The organism is Pseudomonas sp. Z1-12, assembly GCF_051132015.1.
GTDB lineage: Bacteria > Pseudomonadota > Gammaproteobacteria > Pseudomonadales > Pseudomonadaceae > Aquipseudomonas > Aquipseudomonas zanjanensis.
On the sequence record NZ_CP071647.1, the window covers coordinates 6,305,794 to 6,328,873 of the forward strand.

Below are 23,080 nucleotides of genomic sequence, written 5' to 3' on the forward strand. Positions count from 1 at the left end.
GGACAGTTGCGCGGCTAAATCGCGTCGGACTGTACCGCCGCGATTTAGCCATCAGTCGCCGCAAAATCCGGTAACGCTCCAGGCCTCGCAACGATCAAGACACTGACTAGCCTTGAGGTACTCAACCAAGCAAGGATGCTTCGATGCCATCGTACCTGCATGCCCTCGCCTGCCTCGTCTTCATTGCTATTCCCGCGGTTGCTGCGCCCTGTCCCGACTGGCCTGTTGAACGTGCCCAGGCCGAGATCGCCGCACTGCAACAGCAGATCGACACCTGGGACGACAGTTACCATCGCCTCGGCCAGACGCTGGTGGCCGATGAGCTTTATGACCAGTCCCGCAACCAGTTGGGCCAATGGCGCGGTTGCTTCCATCTCGCGGCGCCCGATGATCCCCTGCGCTCGGCGGGCGGAAAGGTGCCACACCCCATCGTCCATACTGGCCTGGAAAAGCTCAAGGATGCCGACGCCGTGGAGGCTTGGCTGCAGGGTCGGGAGGATGTCTGGGCGCAGCCGAAAGTCGATGGCGTGGCGGTCTCCCTGGTTTACCGCAAGGGCCGCCTGCACCAGGCGATCAGCCGCGGCGATGGCATCCTGGGGCATGACTGGACCACAAATGCGCGCAAGATCGACGCCATCCCGCAACAACTGCGCCAGCCCGTGGACCAGGTGGTCCAGGGTGAGTTGTACTGGCGCCTGGAGGCGCATGTCCAAGCCCGCAGCGGCAGCCTGAACGCCCGTGCAACCGTGGCGGGCTTGATGGCGCGCAGCAGTTTGACGACGCAGGAGGCATCCTCCATCGGCCTGTTTGTCTGGGACTGGCCTGAAGGGCCCGCCACCCTGCCCGAACGGATGACTGGGCTGAACGCACTGGGTTTCGCCGACACCCGCGACTACCACCAGCCCGTCCGGGCATTGGCCGATGCCCTGCAGTGGCGCGACCATTGGTATCGCACACCGCTGCCCTTCGCCAGCGACGGAATCGTTCTGCGCCAGAGCCGCCGCCCACCCGCCGACCGCTGGCAGGCCAGGGCGCCGTTCTGGAGCGTGGCCTGGAAATATCCGTTTGCCCAGGCTTTGGCCGAAGTGCGCAAGGTGCACTTCAAGGTCGGTCGTACCGGGCGTATCACCCCCGTATTGGAGCTTGAACGCATCCGGCTCGACGACCGGTGGATTCGCCGGGTGAGCGTCAGCTCTCTCAGGCGCTGGGAGGAGATGGACATCCGCCCCGGCGACCGGGTCGCCATCAGCCTGGCCGGGCTGACCATCCCACGCCTCGACGAAGTGGTACTGCGTAGCCTCGAACGCCAGGACGTCAATGCCCCCACGGCGAGCGATCATCACTTCTTGAGTTGCTGGCAAGCGACGCCCGGTTGTGAAAGCCAATTCCTCGCACGCCTGAACTGGCTCAGCGGCAAGCACGGGCTTGCCCTGCCCCATGTCGGCCCCGGCACCTGGGAAAAACTCCTGGCTGCCGATCGACTCAACGGATTACTGGATTGGTTGACCCTCGATGCCGCCGAGCTTGCTAACATTGGCGGCTTCGGCGAGCGCAGTAGCGCCCGCCTGCTCGCCAGCCTGGACAGCGCCCGACAACGCCCTTTCGGACAATGGCTCAAGGCCTTGGGCCTGCCGCCCAGCGGTCAGGCACGACTGGAAGGGCCGTGGCAGAAGCTGGCCGAACGCAGTACCGAACAATGGCAAGCCGAAGCCGGCATCGGACCGGGACGCGCCGCGCAATTGAGCGCCTTTTTTCGCGACCCGCAGGTACTGGCCTTGAGTGACGAATTACGCACCGCCGGGGTCGACGGTTTTTAATCCGACCCCCGTGCGGTTGAACCCAAGGGGCAAGCATGCGTTCCAACAGCGCATCTGCACCGACCGCTCGCGATTTTTTACGGAGTTGCTATGAATTTCCTGTCCCCCGCTGCCCTGCTGCTCTTGTGCAGCGCCATGGCCGCCCCTTTGATGGCGGACGAGCAAACCCCGGAACTCACCGGTTGCGCGGCCAAGCGCCAGGGCATCATCAACCAGATCGAACAGGCCAAGTCCCGCGGCAACCAGGATCAACAGGCGGGTCTGGAAACTGCGTTGAACGAAGTCACCACCCATTGCACCGATGCCTCCTTGCGCAAGGAGCGGGAAAACAAGGTGCTCGATGCCAAGCACGAGGTCAGCCGACGCCAGGCCGACCTGGAAAAGGCCATGAAGAAAGGCGATGCCGAGCGGATCAACAAGCGCAAGGACAAGCTGGCGGCCTCCCGCAAGGAGCTGCAGGAAGCGGTGGATGAGTTGGATAAGTAGGTTCTAGCTGCAAGTTTCTAGCTGCAAGCTGCAAGTTCAAAACGCCACACTTGCAGCTTTCAGCTTGAAGCTTGCAGCTGCTCCACCATCAATAATCCCGAAACTCTTTATGACAGGCACTGCACGCATCCTCGACCTTCTGCACCGCCGGCCCCAGGTTGCTGGCCCGGTAGGGCTGGACCTTGCTGACGATCACCAACTCACCGGTGGCTGCTTCAAGGTTGCGGGCCAGCTCCTGGAAGCGCGCCTGTTTTTGCCAGACTTCATCCCGGGCGCTGGTGTGGTCTTGCTCGCGTACTTGTGGGAAGTGTTTCCACGGCTCACGGGACAGTTGGTCCAGTTGTGCCGCCCCCTCGGCGAAACGTGCGCCGTCAAACGGTACTCGGCCACGCAACATACCGCCCAGTTCTTCGTTGGTCTTGAGCATCTGCTTGAAGATCGTCTTGCGCTGGCCCAGGGGGGAATTGGGATCGACGCCGCCACAGGCAGACAACATCAGACAGGCCAGCATGGCCATGGAAAATCGTTTTACAAACATCTTGGCCTCGGGACAGGAAACGGCGATTAGTATCCTCGGATCACCGGTAAAGACCAATGCCCCTATCAACAATACGGGTTGTTCGAGCACCTGACAGTGTTCGAATGGCTGCAAAGGAAATCTTCATGAACAGCCGCATCAAGCCCTGGCACAAAGGCCTGGCATTGACCCTACCGCTGATCGCCCTGTTGGCCGGTTGCAACCGCGGTGAAAAGGTCGAGGAACCGCAGACCCACGCCCTCGCCACCTACGTCAGCGCCCCCTGGGAGGCGTTGCCAACGGTGTCCGACGCAGACCTGCTGGCCGGTTTCGGTTCCTGGCGTAGCGCATGCACCAGGCTCAAGGCCGACGCGGTGTGGGGCGCGACCTGCGCGGCGGCGGCCAACGTGCCGCAGACGGCTGTGGCGGTACGCAGCTTCCTGAAACAAAACCTGGACGTCTATGGCCTGCGCTCGGGGGACAACAGCCCCAACGGCCTGATTACCGGCTATTACGAACCGGTCTACCCCGGCAGCCTCACCCAGACCGCCACGGCGAATATCCCGGTTTACGGCGTGCCGGAAGACATGATCATTGTGTCGCTGGACAGCATCTACCCTGAGCTCAAGGGCAAACGCCTGCGCGGACGCCTCGAAGGCCGGGTGCTCAAGCCGTACGACGATGCAGCCACCATCGAAACCAACGGGGTGAAGGCACCGGTCATTGCCTGGCTGACCGACCCCATGAACCTGCAGTTCCTGCAAATCCAGGGTTCAGGGCGCATTCAGCTCGCTGATGGCCGCCAACTGCGCATCGGTTATGCCGACCAGAACGGCCACCCTTACCGCCCCATCGGCCGCTGGCTGGTCGAACAGGGTGAGCTGAAAAAGGAAGACGTGACCATGGGCACTATCAGTGCCTGGGCCAAGGCCAACCCGAACCGCATTCCCGAGTTGCTCGGCAGCAACCCCAGCTACGTGTTCTTCAACCGCAACCCCGACAGCAATGAAGGCCCACGTGGTTCGCTGAATGTACCGCTGACCGCCGGCTACAGCGTGGCGGTGGACCGCAAGGTGATTCCACTGGGCAGCCTGTTGTGGCTATCCACTACGCGCCCCGACGGCAGCGTACTGAACCGGCCCGTCGCCGCCCAGGACACCGGCGGTGCAATCACCGGCGAAGTGCGGGCGGACCTGTTCTGGGGCACCGGCGAGGCGGCCGGACAGTTGGCCGGGGACATGAAGCAACAGGGCCAGATCTGGATGCTCTGGCCCAAGGGCATGGCGTTGCCGTCAGTGCCACAGGTGGCGAATGCCGCCAATCCCTGAAGAGATGTGGTGATTGTCCCGGCCCCATCGCGAGCAAGCTCGCTCCCACATTGGATCGGGTGTGTACACAAGACATGTATTCACTAAAGACCAACTGTGGGAGCGAGCTTGCTCGCGATGAGGCCGGAACGATCACTGAAAATCCAAACCAGGCTCAGACCGAAACAAAGAAGAAACTCAAGACCAACCCAACCCCCACGAACCACACCAGCGACCGCAGAATCGCCCAGTCCGCCAGATAGCAAATGATGTAGAGCAAGCGACTGGTGATGAACAGCACCGCCAACACGTTGATGGTGACCAGTTCGGCATTCCCGGCCAGGTGAGCGACGATCACGGCGGCGGCAAAGAACGGGCTGATTTCAAAGCTGTTCAGTTGCGCGGCGAAGGCACGTCGGGGCGCGCCTTCGAGGGAATCCAGAAAGTCCCGTGGGTCATGGTTATCCTGCAACCGGTATCTGCCACCGGCCTTGGCGATCCCGACACACAGGTAAGGCAGGAGAAAAGCAATCAACACACACCACAGGGCAACCGTCATACCGCGTTTTCCTTTTTGAGTTTTATACAGAATCGAGCATCAGGCGCCGGTCAGGATTTCATCACCAGCATGCCAATCAGCACCAGCCCGCAGGCTAAGAGCCGTGGCCGGCCAAAAGGTTCTTTAAGGTAGCGCATGCCAAAGAGCACAACCAGGATCACGCTGATCTCCCGCAGCGCCGCCGCTTCGGCGATCGAGCCCAGTTGCATGGCCCACAGCACCAGAGCGTAGCTGAACAATACGCAGAACCCGACCGCCAATCCCAGTCGCCACTGTTCGCGCCAGAACCGCATGAACGCCGGCCGCTTGCTCACCAGCGCCAGTAACGGGAACGGCCAGGCGCTGAGCAGCGTGACCCAGACCAGGTAATCCAGCGGATGGGACCAACGCCGCAAAGCATGCCCGTCGATAAAGGTGTAGCAGCCGATGCACAGGCCGATCAGCGCCACCACCGGCAGCATCGACCAAGGCAGCCGGTCGCCGCCACCGCCCTGCCACAACAGGCAAAGCATGCCGAACGGGATCAGCAAGATACCGATGACCTGCTGGGTCGTCAGGGCTTCACCGGCGAAAATAAACGTCAGGGCCAGCACCACCAGCGGCGACAGGCCGCGCATCAGGGGATAGACCAACCCCAGGTCACCGACCCGATAAGCCTGGATCAGCAAATAACGGTACAACAGCTCGAACGCCGCCGACGCCAGGATCCACGGCCAGATTTCCAATGGCGGCCATGCCACGAAACCCAGGGCCAACGCGACGAACAGCAGGGCGACGCTGTCCATGCACGCCACCACCAGCAAACGCTCGCCACTGAACTTGATCAGCGTATTCCATGCCGCATGCAACAGCGCCGCTACCAATACCAAGGCCGTCGCAAGCACGGCACGCTCCTTATTCCGTCCAGAGAATTGATTCGCCATCCATCCGCAGCCGTTTATACTGCAAACCGATCACGCCGCACTCAGTTGCGCATACACCAATACCAATAATTTTGCTGTTGTCCCGTTCACTCGAACCGGGGCGCCGGCATGCGTATGCCTGATCCGGGCGTCAAGACTACAGACAGAGACCTTGCGCATGCCACTCGCCTTGCTTGCTTTGGCCGTTGCCGCTTTTGGCATCGGCACGACTGAATTCGTCATCATGGGCCTGTTGCCCGATGTCGCCCGGGACCTGGCCGTGAGCATTCCCCAGGCCGGGCTGCTGATCACCGGCTACGCCCTGGGTGTGGTGTTCGGCGCGCCGATCCTGGCGATCGGCACCGCCAACATGCCGCGCAAGGCCACGCTGCTGGGCATGACCCTGATGTTTATCCTTGGCAACGTGCTCTGCGCCTTGGCGCCGAACTACACCACGCTGATGGCCGCCCGGGTCATCACTGCGTTGTGCCACGGCGCATTCTTTGGCATTGGATCGGTGGTGGCGGCCGGGCTGGTGGCGCCGAACAAACGGGCCCAGGCGATTGCCATGATGTTCACCGGCCTGACCCTGGCCAACGTGCTGGGCGTCCCGTTGGGCACGGCCCTGGGCCAATACGCTGGCTGGCGCTCGACCTTTTGGGCGGTCTCGATCATCGGCGTGATCGCCGCCGTCGCCCAATGGGCCTGGCTGCCCAAGGAAATCCCCATGGACAAAGCCAACCTGGCCAGCGAGTTCAAGGTCCTGGGCAAGGTCAACGTGTTGCTCGCCCTGGGCATGAGCGTGCTGGCCTCCACCAGTTTGTTCAGCGTGTTCACCTACATCGCGCCGATCCTGCAGGACATCACCGGTGTCAGCCCCCATGGCATTACCGTCATGCTGCTGTTGTTCGGTGTCGGCCTGACGGCGGGCAGCTTCCTTGGCGGACGCCTGGCGGACCGGCGCCTGCTGCCTGCGCTGGTGGGCATGGCCTTGGCTGTGGTGCTGGTGCTGGCCGCGTTCAGCCAGACCAGCCGGTCGGTGATCCCGGCGGCGATCACGCTGGTGCTGTGGGGCGTCTTCGCCTTCGCCCTGTGCCCGATCCTGCAATTGCTGATCATCGACCAGGCCCACGAAGCCCCAAACCTCGGCTCTACGTTGAATCAGAGTGCGTTCAATCTCGGCAACGCGGCCGGGGCCTGGATGGGTGGATTGGTCGTCGCCAGCGGTGCCGACCTGGCGGATCTGCCGTGGGCCGGGGCGGCTGTCGGCGGCCTGACGGTACTGACCGCGTTGTATTTTATTTACCGTCAGCGTCGTCATCGCGGCGTGGCGGCAGGCCTTGCCGACTGAGGGGTGTATTGGTCTCGCTGCGCACCTGTGCGTGGCTGATCAGGGCGAAAATAAAACTGCCACCGATGATGTTCCCCGCCAGGGTCGGCGCGGCGAACACCATCCAGAAGTCTTCCCAGGACAATTGCCCGGCAAAGACCAGGTAAGACACCTCGGCCGAGCCGACGACAATGTGGGTGAAGTCCCCGAGCGCCATGAGGTAGGTGATCAGGATGATGATCCACATCTTGGCGCTCTCCATGGAAGGAATCATCCACACCATGGTGGCGATCATCCAACCGGAAATGATGCCCTTGGCGAACATCTGGCCAGTGTCGTTCTCCATGACCTTGCGCCCGATCTCCAGGAAGGCCAGATCGGTGCGCCGGTCAAAAATCGGCAGGTGCAGCATCACATAGGCCACCAACAAGGTGCCGCACAGGTTGCCCACCAGCACCACGCCCCATAACCGGAACAATCGACCGAAATTGCCCAAAGTCGGCTTGCTCATGATCGGCAGCACGGCGGTCAGGGTGTTTTCGGTGAACAATTGCTGGCGCGCGAGAATCACCGCTAGAAAGCCTGCGCAGTAACCGAAACTGGCGATCACTTTGAAACCTTCGTGATCCGGTAATCGAGAATTGAGCAAGCCCATCGCCATCAGGGACAGGCCCATGGTCAGCCCGGCCGCCAGCGCCGACCACCACAGCGCGGCGACGCTGCGCTCCAGCTCCAGATTGCCTTGGGTGCGGATGATTTCATGCAGCACGGCCGCCCGCGGCGGCTGGTTACGGTCGACTTCGTGCTGCTCCTGAGCCGAAAGGTCCGGGGTCTTGCCTTCTTTGTGGGTGTCCATACAGCTCCTGAAGCCGTGGCGTGATGTACCTACGACACGCGGCGTCCAGCGCTGTTCAGTGGCAACCCATGCATAACCTGTGGGAGCGAGCTTGCTCGCGATAGCAGCGCCGCCGACCTCACTCGACGACATCGTCCTTGAACTGATCCTTGACGTACTTGATCTCGGTCCGCCCATGAGGCGCGGGCAAGCCGTCTTCGCCGAGGTTGACGAAGACCATCTTCTCCACGGTCAGGATGCTCTTGCGGGTGATTTTGTTGCGAACCTCGCAGGTCAGGGTGATGGACGTGCGACCAAATTCAGTGGCGGTGATGCCCAGCTCGATGATGTCGCCCTGGCGCGAAGCACTGACGAAATTGATTTCCGAGATGTACTTGGTGACCACGCGCTGGTTGCCGAGCTGGACGATGGCATAGATCGCCGCCTCCTCGTCGATCCAGCGCAACAGGCTGCCGCCGAACAGCGTGCCGTTGGGGTTGAGGTCTTCGGGCTTGACCCATTTGCGGGTGTGGAAATTCATGATCACTCCTGAGCGTCTGGCCGATGGATTGCCGCATCATGGCAGACCCCGCGGCCGAGCTCTATGTCGCGGGCCCTATGACGGTCATCGGCATTTTCGATTTGCCGACAGAAACCCTTTTGGAAGATCCGATTAGCCCGTTATAATCGCCTCCGCTTTACCGGTCCACCCTTTGGACCGTTCCCGCCACCTGTCCGAGGGGCGCTGCAGCAGGCTCGACCTGTCAGGCTCGGATGGGGCGTTGTTTGTACGGGGCTACCCGCACGGACACTAAACGCACAACGGCGCCCATTCGCATACATTACGAATGGAGGCTCTTCATGAGCGCTGTCATCACGCCTGCTGCTTTTACCGACTACAAAGTCGCCGACATGTCCCTGGCTGCCTGGGGCCGTCGCGAAATCATCATCGCCGAATCCGAAATGCCAGCCCTGATGGGTCTGCGCCGCAAGTACTCTGGCGAACAGCCATTGAAGGGCGCAAAAATCCTCGGCTGCATCCACATGACCATCCAGACCGCCGTGCTGATCGAAACCCTGGTTGCCCTGGGTGCCGAAGTGCGCTGGTCGTCCTGCAACATCTTCTCGACCCAGGACCAGGCCGCTGCCGCCATCGCCGCCGCCGGCATCCCGGTATTCGCCTGGAAAGGCGAGACCGAGCAAGAGTACGAGTGGTGCCTGGAGCAGACCATCCTCAAGGATGGCCAGCCGTGGGACACCAACATGATCCTCGACGACGGCGGCGACCTGACCGAGCTGCTGCACAAGAAATACCCGGCCGTGCTGGATAAAGTCCACGGCGTGACCGAAGAAACCACCACCGGCGTGCACCGCCTGCTGGACATGCTGGCCAAGGGCGAGCTGAAGATCCCGGCCATCAACGTCAACGACTCGGTGACCAAGAGCAAGAACGACAACAAGTACGGCTGCCGTCACAGCCTCAACGACGCCATCAAGCGCGGCACCGACCATCTGTTGTCGGGCAAGCAGGCCCTGGTGATCGGCTACGGTGACGTGGGCAAGGGTTCGTCCCAGTCCCTGCGCCAGGAAGGCATGATCGTCAAGGTGTCCGAAGTCGACCCGATCTGCGCCATGCAGGCCTGCATGGACGGCTTCGAGCTGGTTTCGCCGTTCATCGACGGGATCAACGACGGCACCGAGGGCAGCATCGACAAGGCGCTGCTGGGCAAGATCGACCTGATCGTGACCACCACCGGCAACGTCAATGTCTGCGACGCCAACATGCTCAAGGCCCTGAAGAAGCGCGCAGTGGTCTGCAACATCGGCCACTTCGACAATGAAATCGACACCGCCTTCATGCGCAAGAACTGGGCATGGGAAGAGGTCAAGCCGCAGGTCCACAAGGTGCACCGCACCGGCACTGGCAGCTTCGATCCACAGAACGATGACTACCTGATCCTGCTGGCCGAAGGCCGCTTGGTGAACCTGGGCAATGCCACCGGTCACCCAAGCCGCATCATGGACGGCTCGTTCGCCAACCAGGTCCTGGCCCAGATCTTCCTGTTCGGCCAGAAATACGCCGACCTGTCGCCAGCCCAGAAAGCCGAGCGCCTGACCGTGGAAGTGTTGCCGAAGAAACTCGACGAAGAAGTGGCCCTGGAAATGGTCCGCGGTTTCGGCGGCGTGGTCACCAAGCTGACCAAGCAACAGGCTGACTACATCGGCGTCACCGTCGAAGGCCCGTTCAAGCCGCACGCTTACCGCTACTGATCGGCACTGCTCCCTGTGGGAGCAGGCTTTTTGTGGGAGCGAGCTTGCTCGAGATGCAGGCACCTCGATCTGGCTGCCAGACCGAGGTGAGACTGATCGCGAGCAAGCTCGCTCCCACACAAGCCCGCCTCTCAAGGCTTGTGCAGGCCTCTCCGGCTTACGAGTTTCCAAGGATATGACCATGTCCCAAGACCGTCGCTACAGCTTCGAGTTCTTCCCGACAAAGACCGATGCTGGGCATGAAAAACTGATCGCCACTGCTCGTCAGTTGGCCCGCTACAACCCCGACTTCTTCTCCTGCACCTATGGCGCCGGCGGTTCGACCCGTGACCGCACCCTGAACACCGTGTTGCAGCTCGAAGGCGAAGTCAAAGTCCCGGCCGCTCCGCACCTGTCCTGCGTCGGCGACAGCAAGGACGACCTGCGCAGCCTGTTGACCCAGTACAAGGCCGCTGGCATCAAACGCATCGTTGCCCTGCGTGGCGACCTGCCGTCGGGCATGGGCATGGCCAGCGGCGAGCTGCGCCACGCCAACGAATTGGTGAACTTCATCCGAGAAGAAACCGGCGATCACTTCCACATTGAAGTGGCTGCGTACCCGGAGATGCACCCGCAAGCGCGTAACTTTGAAGACGATCTCAACAATTTCGTCCGCAAGGCCAATGCCGGCGCCAACAGCGCGATTACCCAATACTTCTTTAACGCCGACAGTTATTTCTACTTTGTCGAACGCATCCGCAAGCTGGGCGTCGATATTCCGGTCGTGCCGGGCATCATGCCGATCACCAACTACAGCAAGCTGGCGCGTTTCTCCGACGCATGCGGTGCAGAAATCCCACGCTGGATCCGCAAGCAGCTGGAAGCCTATGGCGACGATTCCTCGAGCATCCAACGCTTCGGCGAGGACGTCATCACGCAAATGTGCGAACGTTTGTTGCAAGGCGGCGCACCGGGGCTGCATTTCTATACCCTTAACCAGGCCGAGCCCAGCCTCGCGGTATGGAACAATCTCAAGCTGCCGCGTTGAATGACTTGATGCGGTAGTACAAAGAGGCCTTGGCGAAAACCAAGGCCTTTTTCATTCAGAGGTCCTTCTGCCTTGAACAGATGCGTTCGCATCGGGTGAACGCCACGAAGCCACCCATGAGCAACCAAGACAGGCAAAAGGCAACTAAGGCGCAAGCTAGAGCGCTCTAGCTATTTGATGAGCTCTCGTCGTAACCTCAGGCCCATGCCCGTCATTGTCCAGTTGCTGACCACCCTCCTTCTCTTGTGCCTGAGCATGACCGCCCAGGCCGAGAAGTTGCGCATTGTCACCGAGCCCTGGGCCCCGTATGTCTACGAAGAGAACGGCAAGATGCTCGGCCTGGACTACGAAACAACGGCCATTGTGTTCAAGCGCCTGGGCATCGACGTGGAATGGCAGTTCCTGCCCTGGAAGCGTTGCCTGGCGATGCTCGAACAAGGGTTGGCGGACGGCGCGCTGGACATTTTCCACAGCAATGAACGCGATGCGACGCTGCTTTATCCCAGCGAACCGCTGTCGGACGTGGAATTCGTGATGTTCTACGCCAACGCCCGGCCCCACCCATTTCGCACGCTCGATGACCTGGCCGGCCTGACGGTGGGTACCTCGCCCGGCTACCTTTACAGCCAGGCCTTCAGTGAGTCGCCCCGGTTCAGACGTGAAGCGGCGCCCACCCACGAAGCCAACTTCGGCAAGTTGCAACTGGGTCGGATCGACCTGCTTATCACCGACCGCAGGGTCGGTCGCCATGTGCTCGAACAAATGCAACTGGGCGACCAGATCACCGAAAACCCTATGGTGGTGAGCCGTCAAAGCCAATACCTGGCGGTGCGGCGCAACGCCGGCATGGATTTGCTGGTGCAACGCTTCGGTGCCGAACTCAAGCGTTTCAAGCGTGAACCGGCCTATGCCGAACTGAGCGCCCGCTACGGCGCGGGCCCCCTGGCGAAGACCACCCACCCAGCCAGTTCAGTGCCGAAATAAACCGTTGAGCAGCAGGAAAGCGGCGCGCGGCGTTTGCTCTGTTATACTCCGGCCTTCCCGCCAGGCTCACGCCCGGACGCCCGGTCTTGCAAAAGGCATCCCGACACCGCTACAGCGCAGCCTACAGCCCGCGCGAGCCTTGTCCGGACCCGCCTTCGAGGCCCGGCAGGACCGGACGGGGTGACGTCTTCTTGTTGAGCGTCATTCGCGCCCGGCAAGACTATCCCATTGGGCCAGGCCCTCACTAAAACAGGATTACTCATGTCCTTTGCTTCCCTCGGTCTCTCCGAGGCTTTAGTCGGCGCCATCGAAGCCGCCGGCTATACCCAGCCTACCCCGGTGCAACAGCGGGCCATTCCCGCCGTGTTGCAAGGTCGCGACTTGATGGTCGCGGCGCAGACAGGTACTGGCAAAACCGGCGGTTTCGCCCTTCCGATCCTGGAGCGGTTGTTTCCTAACGGTCACCCAGACAAATCCCAGCGTCATGGCCCGCGCCAACCGCGCGTACTGGTCCTGACCCCCACCCGCGAACTGGCGGCCCAGGTACACGAGAGCTTCAAGATCTACGCTCGCGACCTGAAGTTCGTCAGCGCCTGCATTTTTGGCGGCGTTGGCATGAACCCCCAGGTCCAGGCCATGTCCCGTGGCGTCGATGTACTGGTGGCCTGCCCCGGTCGCCTGCTGGACCTGGCCGGCCAGGGCAGCGTCGATTTGTCCCACGTCGAAATCCTCGTGCTGGACGAAGCCGACCGCATGCTCGACATGGGCTTTGTCCATGACGTGAAGAAAGTTCTCGCCCGCCTGCCTGCCAAGCGCCAGAACCTGCTGTTTTCGGCGACGTTCTCCAAGGACATCACCGACCTGGCCGGCAAGCTGCTGCACAACCCGGAGCGCATCGAAGTCACGCCGCCGAACACCACGGTCGAGCGGATCGAGCAGCGCGTGTTCCGCCTGGCGGCCAGCCACAAGCGTGCCCTGCTGGCGCACCTGATTACCGCCGGCGCCTGGGAACAGGTCCTGGTCTTCACCCGCACCAAGCACGGCGCCAACCGCCTGGCCGAGTACCTGGACAAACATGGCCTGCCGGCCGTGGCGATCCATGGCAACAAGAGCCAGAACGCTCGCACCAAGGCCCTGGCCGATTTCAAGGCCGGCGAAGTGCGCATCCTCGTGGCCACCGACATCGCGGCCCGTGGCCTGGACATCGACCAGTTGCCACACGTGGTCAACTTCGAGCTGCCGAACGTCGATGAAGATTACGTGCACCGTATCGGCCGTACCGGCCGGGCCGGTCGTTCCGGCGAGGCGATTTCCCTGGTCGCGCCGGACGAAGAAAAACTGCTCAAAAGCATCGAGCGCATGACCAAGCAGAAAATCGCCGACGGCGACCTGATGGGCTTTGATGCCAGCACCATCGAGGCCGAGAAGCCTGAAGTGCGCGAACGTCCGGACGTGCGCAATCCGCGCAACGCCCGTGGCCCACGCGGCGACGGCCCGAATGGCGGCGGTGGTGGCGGCGGTCGCAAAGACAAAGGCAAGGACAAGGGCAAGGAAAAATCGGCCAGCAACAGCAATGGCCGCGGCGAACGCCCTGCCCGCGAGCAAAAGCCTCGCGAAGGCACTCCGGCCCGTGAACAGCAGCGCCCAGCACCCCGCGCCGCAGCCGATCGTGCTCCGGACGAGTTCCTGGATGACGATGTGGATAACTTCGGTAACCGCGTCGACTACGTGCCGCAGCAGAAACCGGCCCAAGGCCGCGGTCGCCGCCCTGGTGCCCCGGCACAGGGCGCCGGTGCAGGCGCTCCGCGCACCGGCACGCCACAAGGTCGCCAGAACGGTCCGCGCAACAGCAACGGCTCGTCCACCGGCACGCCACCGGCCAAGCGCAACGGTCCACGCAACGGTGCCCCCCGTGACGGTCAAGCCCGCCGCGACGACACCCGCCCGCGCCGCCCGGCCCGTGACGACCAGCCTCGCCAGGAACCCGCCGTGCAGAACCCGCGCAGCAACCAGCCGAAGATCATGCACAAGGAATCGAAAGCCGATCGTTTCCCGACGCCTGAACAGCTGGATCAACTGCCAAGCCGCCCACGGGGCGAAAAACCGGCCTTGCTGACGCGCAATCGCTGAGTTTTTCCAAGCCTTGAAAAAATGCCCCATGTCTCGCGACTTGGGGCATTTTTTTGGCCCAACACAATTCCAAATGTGGGAGCGAGCTTGCTCGCGATAGCGGTGTATCAGTCAACATCGAAATTGACAGGCAGGGCGCCATCGCGAGCAAGCTCGCTCCCACAGGGTCTTCTGTGACACCGGAATCCGCGCAATAAAAAACGCCCCTGATCCCAAGACCAGGGGCGTTTTTTTGTCAGGCGCGAAAGTTACTTCGCTTTGACACCTTCGAACGAGACGTACAGTTCGACCGCGTCGGATTTTGGCCCCAGGTCTTTCTGCTTGCCAAAGTCGGAACGCTTGATGGTAGTGGTGCCTTCGAAGCCGGCACGGTAGCCGCCCCATGGGTCCTTGCCTTCGCCCAGGAAAGTCGCCTTGACCACGACCGGCTTGGTCACGCCCAGCAGGGTCAGGTCACCGGTCACGTCGGCCGTGTTTTCGCCGGTGGACTTGACGCTGGTGGACACGAACGTGGCCTTGCCGAATTTGCTGGCATTCAAGAAGTCAGCGCTGGCGATGTGCTTGTCACGCTCGGCGTGATTGGTGAACACGCTGGCGGTGTTGACGTTGAACTCGATCTTGCTGGCTTCAGGCTTGGCGGCATCGAAGCTGAACTTGCCGTCGATGTCCTTGAAGGTACCGGTGATGTAGCTATAGCCCAGGTGGCTGATCTTGAAGTCGACGAAGGCGTGCTGGCCTTCCTTGTCGACCACGTAGTCGGCAGCCATGGCCTGGCCGGCGGACAGCAGGGCAGAACCGATTGCCAGGGCGGCGAGCGTCTTTTTCAACATGCTTTCTATTCCTTTGGAGTCGAGGTTGAACATCAGGCTTCGCGCCCCAGCATTCGCTTGAGGGTCGCGTCACGGTCGATAAAGTGGTGTTTCAATGCTGCCAACGCATGAAGGCCGGAAAAAATTACCAACGCCCATGCCAGGTAAAAATGGATCTGGCCGGCGACGTCTGCCTGATCGGGCAGTCCGGACACCAGCGCGGGTACTTCAAACAGGCCAAACACCGGAATCCCGACACCGTCTGCGGTGGAAATCAGGTAACCGGCAATCATCACGGCGAACAGCCCGAGATACAGTGCGCCATGGCCAAGCTTGGCACTCACGCGAGTCAGGCGTCCGTAGGTTTCCAGGGTCGGTGGCGGCGGGCTGACAAAACGCCAGATCACTCGCAGCAGCATGACCGCCAGCAGCACCAGGCCGATGCTCTTGTGCAGGTCCGGCGCGTCTTTGCGCCAGGTGCTGTAGTAATCCAGGCCGACCATCCACAGGCCCAGGGCGAACAACCCGTACACCGCCAGGGCAACGGCCCAGTGGGAAACGATGCTGACCCAGCCATAACGAGAAGAAGAGTTGCGAAGCTGCATTGCTCATTTCCTGTAAAAACTGCGCTCAAGACTAGCGACTTATCTATCGATTTAAAGCGGAAAATTTCGCTTTGAAATATCGAGAAATACGATCATCAGTCTGGAGGCGGTGGGTTAAGGAAAGATTAAAGCGAATGCGCTGCGTAATGGCCAGCGGGAACCAGGAGATCAGCTCGGCTGGAAGGCGTCATCGCGGGCGGGCTTGCTCCCAACAAAGCCAGCGTGGTGGCAGCATCTGGTGTCTTGCAATTGTTTGATGGCTAGTCTGCCTACTTATTGACGCACTCAGGTCGGTAAGGATCCATGTCGCATCTATAAACTAATTGAGGATCGTGCTTTTTCAGCACCAAACGCCCATCGGCAGTGCAACCACTGACACCGAATACTGCCAATAGCATTAAAGCCGTTATTAGGTTCATGTTCGCCCAGCTTTTATGACCTTGAATGATCAGTTCACCGAGCATTCAGGCTTGTATGGGTCAAACGTACACTTGTACGCCAACTGAGGGTCTCGTTCTGGAACCATCGGGATCATCAGAGGATCCCGACATTCACCATACACACACCCATACATCGAAACCAATACGACCATTGCCATGAGTATTTTCATACGCGCTCCTGTTTTTTTTGGAGAGCCTAGACTCATGACTTGATGCGCTCTATCGCCTGCTTCCGGTTAAAGGGTGGGAAGTTTCCGATATATCGCCGAGGCGTGTAGGACGTCAGCAAGCCGTGGCGAGGGAGCTTGCTCCCGCTGGGCTGCGCAGCAGCCCCAAAACAGGGCCGCTTCGCGACCCAGCGGGAGCAAGCTCCCTCGCCACGGGTTTGTCGGCTGCCTTGAGTGAACAGCATTCGGCCCTTGTGCCGCGCTCTTTCCACCTGACCGTTACTGAGCCTTGGTCTCAGTAGCCGTCGCCGGTTTGGCGGCCGGCTTCTTCACCGGCTCGGCCTTTTTCACCGGAGCCTTGGCCGGGGCTTTTTTAGCCGGGGCCTTGGCGGCTGGTTTTTTCGCCGCGGGTTTGGTCGCTGCTTTCTTGGCGGGCTCAACCTTCGCCGGGGCCGGCGCGGGAGGTTCCACCGGGGCCGGAGCTGGGGCGGGAGCAGGCGTTGGAGCTGGCGGCGGTGCTACCGGCTCTGGCGCCTTCACCGGCTCCGGCTTCTTGTCGTCATCCGAACCGCCAAACAGATTGCTGAAGAAGTTGCCCTTCTTCGCCGCCACCGCACCGGCGGCCGCTGCGGCAACCGGTGCCACCTTGGCCGGTTCGAACGACTTGCCGGCCGCCAGGTCTTGAACCTGACTGGCTGCCCGCTCGCCGCTGCGCAACGCACCTTCCAGGGTGCCTGGGTACAAGGTGTCGGTGTGTTCACCGGCAAAGGCTACGCGCTGCAACGGCTTTTCCCACAGGCGCCAGTACTTGCTGATCTGGCCCGGGCCAAAGGCCAGGTAGGCGCCACCCATGGACGGGTCGGTGCTGTAGCGGCGGATCTCATAGCCGGTGAACGCGCCACGGGCCTGTGGATAAAACGCGTGCAGGCGGATCAGTACCTGATCGACCATCTGCTTGTCGCCAAAAGCCTGCATCACCCGGGCGTTGTCGCCGGACAGGTTGATGACCACGTTGGCGCCGCCCTTCATGGCCGGCTCGATCCACATCATGCCCAGGCCGGCGTTGCTGTAGATCTCACCCGACATGCGCGCCTTGCTGTCCCAGACCGGGGTCTTGAACTTGAGCATGATCTGGTCGCGCCAGCCGTAGTTGGTGCCTTTGATCGCACCTTGATGCTGGGCATCCAGGGCCGGGGTCAACTGGATCTTGTTCAGGGCCCGCAATGGCACCGCCAGCACCACGTAGTCAGCCTGGTAGCCCACGCTGCCGACCTTGACGGTCACGCCGTCCTTGTCCTGGGAGATGGCCGACACGGGCGAGTTGGTCTTGATGGTTTTCAGCTGCTTGACGAACGCCTGGGCCAGGACCGGACTGCCACCGAGCAGGCGCGAGGCCCGCAGGTCGCGGTCGGACACGCCGCGATAGACGCGGTTCTGCTGGGCGAAATACAGCAGCGACAGGCGCGAAGGCTCGTCGTACCGGGTGCGAATTTCCTGGTTTACCAACTGACGGGCCGTGGCCGGCAATTGCAGGCGGTCGAGCCAGTTGGACACGGTGATCTGGTCCAGCGCATGCAAGGTGTTGGTGGCCGCTGGGTTCTGCGGGTCATCGATGGAGCGCGCCAGGTCATCCAGGGTGGTTTCGTAGCGCTTGAGGGCTTCGGCGGTGGCCGGCTGCTTGGTCGCCAGGTCCGCGGCGGTGAAATACGTACCGTCGATCAGGTAGCTGGGGGTACGCACGAATTCCGGGGCCGGCGTGGTGCTCAGCTTGAAGGTGGAGACGTACTTGTTCAGCACCGGCTGGGTCTTTTCGTTGCCGATCCACTCGCTGGTGGCCATGCCCGAGCGGCCACCCAGGCTCGGCTTGGCTTCCAGCAGGGTCACGGCCCAACCCTTGTTTTGCAGCTCGTAGGCCGCCGTCAGTCCGGCCAAGCCGCCGCCGATGACGATGGCCGTCGGTTGCTTGTCCTTGGCCAGCGCCGAAACGCTGAACAGCCCTATCATCACCAGCGCACAGGCGCGCAGCCAACCAGCAGACATTCAACAAACTCCGGATTAAAACCTAGGAAATTTCAGCTTCGAGCCAGGCGGCTCGCGATTTTTCGAGCCAGTCGGCCCAGGGAACGGCGAAGAATACGTCAGCCATCAAAACGCCGCCAGCGACGTCTATCGCCTGGCTCAAAGTAGCGCGAATGACACAATGGGTTGTCCCCACGGCCGCCATTGCATAGGCTTGCGCGATTGTTTTGCCCGCGCCCGCCGCGAGCCGCCTCGAGGAGACTGTACATGGGCCTGAATAACCAGTGGATGCAACGCGACCTCGCGGTGCTGTGGCATCCCTGCACCCAGATGAAAGACCACGAACAGCTGCCCCTGATCCCCATCAAGCGCGGTGAAGGCGTGTGGCTGGAAGATTTCGAAGGCAAGCGCTACCTCGATGCCGTCAGTTCCTGGTGGGTCAACGTGTTCGGCCACGCCAACCCGCGCATCAACCAGCGCATCAAGGATCAGGTCGATCAGCTGGAGCATGTGATCCTTGCCGGTTTCAGCCACCAGCCGGTGATCGAGCTGTCCGAGCGCCTGGTGAAGATGACGCCCGAGGGCCTGACCCGGTGCTTCTACGCCGATAACGGTTCGTCCTGCATCGAAGTGGCGATGAAGATGAGCTTCCACTACTGGATCAATCGCGGCCAGCCGGACAAGAAGCGCTTCGTCACCCTGAGCAACAGTTACCACGGCGAAACCATCGCGGCGATGTCGGTGGGCGACGTGCCGTTGTTCACGGAAACCTACAAGGCGTTGCTGCTGGACACGATCAAGGTGCCGAGCCCCGACTGCTACCACCGCCCCGAAGGCATGGGTTGGGAGGAGCATTCGCGGAATATGTTCGCCGCCATGGAGCAGACCCTGGCCGAGCACCACGACACGGTGGCGGCGGTGATCGTCGAGCCGCTGATCCAGGGCGCTGGCGGCATGCGCATGTACCACCCGGTGTACCTGAAACTGCTGCGCGAGGCCTGCGACCGCTATGGGGTGCACCTGATCCACGACGAAATCGCCGTCGGCTTCGGCCGCACCGGGACGATGTTTGCCTGTGAACAGGCCGGCATCACCCCGGATTTCCTCTGTCTGTCCAAGGCCCTGACCGGCGGTTACCTGCCGCTGGCGGCGTGCGTGACCACCGACGAGGTCTACAGCGCGTTCTACGACGACTACCCGACCTTGCGCGCTTTCCTGCATTCCCACAGCTACACGGGCAACCCGCTGGCCTGCGCGGCGGCCCTGGCGACGCTGGATATCTTCGAAGAAGACAACGTCATCGAAAACAACCGAGCCCTGGCCCAACGCATGGCCAGCGCGACCGCCCACCTGGCCGACCATCCGAACGTCGCCGAGGTGCGCCAGACCGGCATGGTGCTGGCCATCGAGATGGTCAAGAACAAGGCCAGCAAGACCGCTTATCCATGGCAGGAACGCCGCGGCCTGGCCGTGTTCCAGCATGCCCTGGAGCGCGGTGCATTGTTGCGACCGCTGGGCAGCGTGGTGTATTTCCTACCGCCGTATGTCATCACCCCCGAGCAGATCGACTTCCTCGCCGAAGTGGCCAGCGAAGGCATCGACATCGCCACCCGGGACAAGGTCAGCGTGGCGGTGCCGAAGGACTTTCACCCGGGTTATCGCGATCCGGGTTGACGACAGATTTCTCTGTGGCGAGGGAGCTTGCTCCCGCTGGGCCGGTCCGACGCTTCGGGCGAAGCGGCCCCTCCTGGCGATTGCTGCGCAATCGAGCGGGAGCAAGCTCCCTCGCCACAAAAGCTCCCTCGCAGCAATGTCGAATTCAGATTCAATAGAGAACAAAACATGAGACTGTCCCGCTTCTTCATCGATGCCCTCCTGAGCCTCGGCGATCATGAGTTGCCTGAGGCCCAGGCCCACTACATAGGCCGGGTGCTGCGCATGGCCGAGGGCGATGCGGTGCAGGTGTTCGACGGCTCCGGCCAGGAGTTTCGCGGCACCCTGGCCGAAGTCGGCAAGAAACGCGTGCGGGTGCAACTGGACGAGCAGTTCGCCGGACAGCCTGAATCGCCGTTGCGTATTCACCTCGGCCAGGGCCTGTCCCGGGGCGAGCGCATGGACTGGGCGATCCAGAAGGCCACGGAATTGGGGGTCAGCGAGATCACGCCGATTTTCAGCGAGCGCTGCGAAGTGCGCCTCAAGGACGAGCGCGCCGACAAGCGCTTGCTGCACTGGCGCCAGGTGGCGATCAGCGCCTGTGAACAGTGCGGCCGCTCGACCGTGCCGGTGATCCACCCGCCGCTGTTGCTGGCGGACTGGTTGAAGCAGGCCGAGGCCGAACTGAAACTGGTACTGCACCCGGTGGCCGAGCCGCTGGCCAGCCATGACAAACCGTCCACACTGGCCTTCCTGATCGGCCCCGAGGGCGGCTTGTCGGATGCCGAGGTCGAGCAGGCCAAAGCCGCCGGCTACCACGCCGCCCGCCTCGGCCCCCGCGTGCTGCGCACCGAAACCGCGCCGGTAGTGGCGGTGGCGGTGGCGCAGCAGTTGTGGGGGGATTTCTGAAATCAGATGTACATCTCCTGTGGGAGCGAGCTTGCTCGCGATGGCGGTGGGTCAGTCAATATCGATGCCGACTGATCCGGCGCTATCGCGAGCAAGCTCGCTCCCACAGGGCATCGTGGATGTCTGGACGGCCTATTGCACCGGCTCACTCGTCGGCTTGGCAATGATCGCCTTCAACTCGCTGGTCATCGGAAATTCCAGGTTCAGGCCCTTGGGTGGAATCGGTTTCTGGAACCAGCGGTCGTAGATCTCGTTGATCTCCCCCGACTTGTACAAATCGGCCAGGGTCGCGTTGACCAGCGCCAGGAATTGCGGATCGTCCTTGCGCACCATGCAACTGTAGATCTCCCGCGATTGCTCCTGCCCCACCACCACCCACTTGTGCGGGTCGCGGGCCTTGGCCCGTTCGCCGTAGAGCAGCGCATCGTCCATGTAGAATGCCGCCGCCCGGCCGGTCTCGAGCATCTGGAAGGACTCGCCGTGGTCCTTGGCGCTGATGATGAACATGTCGGCCTTGTTGTCCTGGTTGTAGCTTTTCAGGAAGCGTTCATTGGTGGTGCCGGCGGTGGTCACCACGTTCTTGCCACGCAGGTCGGCGAAGCTGTGAATGCCACTGTCCCTGGCCGTCAACAACTGGCCCTTCACGTAAATGAAACCGTAGGAAAACGCCACTTGCTTCTGCCGCTCGGCCGTCACCCCGGTGGAGCCGCACTCCAGGTCCACGGTGCCGTTCTGCACCAGTGGAATGCGGGTCTGGGAGGTCACCAGGTTGTACTTCACATTCAGTTGCGGTAACGCCAGTTGCTGCTTGATGCGCTCGACAATCTTGCCCGCCAGTTCCACCGAATAACCCATCGGTTTGCCGCTGTTATCCGCGACATAGGAAAACGGCACCGAGGCATCGCGATAGCCCAGGGTGATGGTCTTGCTGCTAGCGATCTTGCCCAGTGTGCCCGCCGTTGGCGCCTCATTGGCAAAAGCCGGGGCGCTCAATAGCAGGCTCAGGGTGCAGCCGATCAACGTGATTTTTTGCATTGTTATTCTCCGTTGGGTACGTCAGGCGGCGCGGGGCGTCAGGCCCTGCAAGTCGATGGAAGGTGTGTGCTGGCGGATCAGCTCGCTGAGCACGCGAGCGCTGCCACACGCCAGGGTAAAACCCAAGGCCCCATGGCCCAGGTTGAGCCACAGGTTACGGTAGCCGGTGGCGCCAATCAGCGGCACGCCGCTGGGGGTGGCCGGTCGCATGCCGGCCCATTCGATGGCACGGGAATAATCCCCAGCCAGGGGAAAAGTTTCCAGGGCCTGGCGCTTGATCAAGGCCAGGCGCTTGGGGTCGGGTGTCGGGTCGAAGCCGACGATGTCGACCATCGCCGCGATTCGCAATTGTTCGCCGATCCGCGCATAGACAACCTTGCGGTCGTAGTCGGTGATGCTCAACTCCGGCGCCTGATGCTCGGGACCAATGGGCACGGTCAAGCTGTAGCCCTTGAGCGGATACAGCGGCATCCGCACGCCGGGCAAGGCGAGCGCGGCGCTGCGGTGGCCGGCAGCGATCACCAGGTGCTCCACCGGCAGCCGCTGCCCGTCCAGCACGATGGCCTGCACCGCGCCATTGGCGTGTTCGATGGCGCTGACCGGCTGCCCCAACACGAACTCGCAGCGCCCCGAAGCGCGCAAACGTGTCGCCAATTGCTGGCAAAACCCATGGCAATCGGCGACCTCCTCATCCGGTGTGTAGATCCCGCCTACATACGGCACGCCGGCCAGGGCCGGTTCCAGGGTCGCGCACTCGCCGGGACCAAGCACCTGCTGAGAGGCACTGTCCGCCAACCCCTGCCGCGCGCGCCGGAAATGCCCGGCGTCGCGAAACGTCACCAGCTTGCCGTTGCGCCGCCACTCGAAGCCGTCGAGGTGGTCCTGCTCACGCCAGCCCTGCAAGGTCGCCTGGCTCAACAGCGCCAGGCGCAGCAGGTGGGCGCCGTTGCGCCGGTTGACCGAAGTTCGGCAGGCGCCAATGAACGCTGCCATCCAGCGCCACTGCGCCGGGTCCAGGCGTGGCCGCAGCTTGAGCGGCGAGTCACCGCGCAGCATCCAGCCCAAGGCCTGCCAGGGCACGCCGGCATCCGCCAGCGGGGCGACATAGCGATAGGACAGCTGGCCACCGTTGGCGAAACTGGTTTCGCTGCCCAAGGTCTCCCGGGCCTCCACCACCGTCACGTCGATGCCGTCGCGCACCAGCGCATAAGCCGTCGCCAGCCCCACCACGCCACCGCCGATGATGCAAACCCGCTGAGCCATGTCCGTCTCACATCT

General features: G+C 62.1%; 20 protein-coding genes and 1 riboswitch. Of the genes, 10 read left to right on the top strand and 10 right to left on the bottom strand.

Annotated features, from left to right (window positions below):
• Positions 1-143: 143 nt before the first annotated feature.
• On the top strand, positions 144-1,817 hold the full coding sequence (gene ligB / locus J3P85_RS27605) for an NAD-dependent DNA ligase LigB (protein WP_434704185.1): 1,674 nt from the start codon (positions 144-146) through the stop codon (positions 1,815-1,817).
• 90 nt (positions 1,818-1,907) lie between these two features.
• Complete coding sequence (locus tag J3P85_RS27610; protein ID WP_434704186.1) at positions 1,908-2,303, top strand: DUF1090 domain-containing protein; 396 nt, start codon at positions 1,908-1,910, stop codon at positions 2,301-2,303.
• 88 nt (positions 2,304-2,391) lie between these two features.
• On the opposite strand, the gene J3P85_RS27615 is transcribed toward J3P85_RS27610, so the two are convergent.
• The gene (locus tag J3P85_RS27615) at positions 2,392-2,841 is read right to left on the bottom strand and encodes a c-type cytochrome (protein WP_434704187.1); all 450 of its coding nucleotides are present in this window, start codon (positions 2,839-2,841) and stop codon (positions 2,392-2,394) included.
• A 125-nt stretch (positions 2,842-2,966) separates the two neighbouring features.
• Between J3P85_RS27615 and mltA the strand changes: the two genes are divergently transcribed.
• Positions 2,967-4,148, top strand: a complete 1,182-nt coding sequence (gene mltA / locus J3P85_RS27620) for a murein transglycosylase A (protein ID WP_434704188.1) — start codon at positions 2,967-2,969, stop codon at positions 4,146-4,148.
• Between the two features lie 154 nt (positions 4,149-4,302).
• On the opposite strand, the gene J3P85_RS27625 is transcribed toward mltA, so the two are convergent.
• Together J3P85_RS27625 and J3P85_RS27630 are read right to left on the bottom strand one after the other, a co-directional pair.
• A complete protein-coding gene (locus J3P85_RS27625; protein ID WP_186707089.1) occupies positions 4,303-4,686 on the bottom strand; it encodes an MAPEG family protein in 384 nt (127 codons plus the stop codon).
• Positions 4,687-4,736: 50 nt separating this feature from the next.
• Positions 4,737-5,570 carry an EamA family transporter gene (locus J3P85_RS27630; protein WP_434704189.1) on the bottom strand — a complete coding sequence of 278 codons (834 nt, stop codon included), beginning with the start codon at positions 5,568-5,570 and terminating at the stop codon, positions 4,737-4,739.
• A gap of 196 nt (positions 5,571-5,766) precedes the next feature.
• Here J3P85_RS27630 and J3P85_RS27635 point away from each other — a divergent pair, with 196 nt between their 5' ends.
• Positions 5,767-6,939, top strand: a complete 1,173-nt coding sequence (locus J3P85_RS27635) for an MFS transporter (RefSeq protein ID WP_434704190.1) — start codon at positions 5,767-5,769, stop codon at positions 6,937-6,939.
• On the opposite strand, the gene J3P85_RS27640 is transcribed toward J3P85_RS27635, so the two are convergent.
• Both J3P85_RS27640 and J3P85_RS27645 read right to left on the bottom strand, forming a co-directional pair.
• Positions 6,887-7,774 carry a formate/nitrite transporter family protein gene (locus tag J3P85_RS27640; RefSeq protein ID WP_411385859.1) on the bottom strand — a complete coding sequence of 296 codons (888 nt, stop codon included), beginning with the start codon at positions 7,772-7,774 and terminating at the stop codon, positions 6,887-6,889. The two genes, J3P85_RS27635 and J3P85_RS27640, sit on opposite strands and share 53 nt — an antisense overlap.
• Positions 7,775-7,892: 118 nt before the next feature.
• Complete coding sequence (locus tag J3P85_RS27645) at positions 7,893-8,294, bottom strand: acyl-CoA thioesterase (protein ID WP_072346269.1); 402 nt, start codon at positions 8,292-8,294, stop codon at positions 7,893-7,895.
• Between the two features lie 190 nt (positions 8,295-8,484).
• A riboswitch (S-adenosyl-L-homocysteine riboswitch) is annotated at positions 8,485-8,591 on the top strand.
• Between the two features lie 23 nt (positions 8,592-8,614).
• Here J3P85_RS27645 and ahcY point away from each other — a divergent pair.
• The 4 genes from ahcY to J3P85_RS27665 all read left to right on the top strand — a co-directional run bounded on the left by ahcY (position 8,615) and on the right by J3P85_RS27665 (position 14,165).
• The gene (gene ahcY / locus J3P85_RS27650; RefSeq protein ID WP_411385860.1) at positions 8,615-10,024 is read left to right on the top strand and encodes an adenosylhomocysteinase; all 1,410 of its coding nucleotides are present in this window, start codon (positions 8,615-8,617) and stop codon (positions 10,022-10,024) included.
• A gap of 181 nt (positions 10,025-10,205) precedes the next feature.
• Positions 10,206-11,051, top strand: coding sequence for a methylenetetrahydrofolate reductase [NAD(P)H] (gene metF / locus J3P85_RS27655; RefSeq protein ID WP_186707084.1), 846 nt, complete (start codon positions 10,206-10,208; stop codon positions 11,049-11,051).
• Positions 11,052-11,255: 204 nt separating this feature from the next.
• A complete protein-coding gene (locus tag J3P85_RS27660) occupies positions 11,256-12,035 on the top strand; it encodes a substrate-binding periplasmic protein (protein WP_434706431.1) in 780 nt (259 codons plus the stop codon).
• Positions 12,036-12,296: 261 nt separating this feature from the next.
• Positions 12,297-14,165, top strand: a complete 1,869-nt coding sequence (locus J3P85_RS27665) for a DEAD/DEAH box helicase (RefSeq protein WP_434704191.1) — start codon at positions 12,297-12,299, stop codon at positions 14,163-14,165.
• Between the two features lie 248 nt (positions 14,166-14,413).
• Here the strand turns inward: J3P85_RS27665 and J3P85_RS27670 are convergent, their stop codons facing one another.
• The 3 genes from J3P85_RS27670 to J3P85_RS27680 all read right to left on the bottom strand — a co-directional run bounded on the left by J3P85_RS27670 (position 14,414) and on the right by J3P85_RS27680 (position 18,226).
• Positions 14,414-14,995 (bottom strand): YceI family protein, encoded by a 582-nt coding sequence (locus J3P85_RS27670; RefSeq protein ID WP_207966847.1) that lies wholly within the window; start codon positions 14,993-14,995, stop codon positions 14,414-14,416.
• 32 nt (positions 14,996-15,027) lie between these two features.
• A complete protein-coding gene (locus tag J3P85_RS27675) occupies positions 15,028-15,579 on the bottom strand; it encodes a cytochrome b (RefSeq protein WP_411385863.1) in 552 nt (183 codons plus the stop codon).
• A gap of 886 nt (positions 15,580-16,465) precedes the next feature.
• Positions 16,466-18,226 (bottom strand): flavin monoamine oxidase family protein, encoded by a 1,761-nt coding sequence (locus tag J3P85_RS27680; protein WP_434704192.1) that lies wholly within the window; start codon positions 18,224-18,226, stop codon positions 16,466-16,468.
• 246 nt (positions 18,227-18,472) lie between these two features.
• Here J3P85_RS27680 and J3P85_RS27685 point away from each other — a divergent pair, with 246 nt between their 5' ends.
• A complete protein-coding gene (locus J3P85_RS27685) occupies positions 18,473-19,879 on the top strand; it encodes an adenosylmethionine--8-amino-7-oxononanoate transaminase (RefSeq protein WP_434704193.1) in 1,407 nt (468 codons plus the stop codon).
• Positions 19,880-20,047: 168 nt separating this feature from the next.
• Complete coding sequence (locus J3P85_RS27690) at positions 20,048-20,767, top strand: 16S rRNA (uracil(1498)-N(3))-methyltransferase (protein WP_434704194.1); 720 nt, start codon at positions 20,048-20,050, stop codon at positions 20,765-20,767.
• Positions 20,768-20,899: 132 nt separating this feature from the next.
• On the opposite strand, the gene J3P85_RS27695 is transcribed toward J3P85_RS27690, so the two are convergent.
• Both J3P85_RS27695 and J3P85_RS27700 read right to left on the bottom strand, forming a co-directional pair.
• Entirely contained in the window at positions 20,900-21,802 is a 903-nt protein-coding gene (locus tag J3P85_RS27695; protein WP_434704195.1) for a transporter substrate-binding domain-containing protein, read from the bottom strand.
• A 21-nt stretch (positions 21,803-21,823) separates the two neighbouring features.
• Positions 21,824-23,065, bottom strand: coding sequence for a D-amino acid dehydrogenase (locus J3P85_RS27700; RefSeq protein WP_434704196.1), 1,242 nt, complete (start codon positions 23,063-23,065; stop codon positions 21,824-21,826).
• Positions 23,066-23,080 lie beyond the last annotated feature (15 nt).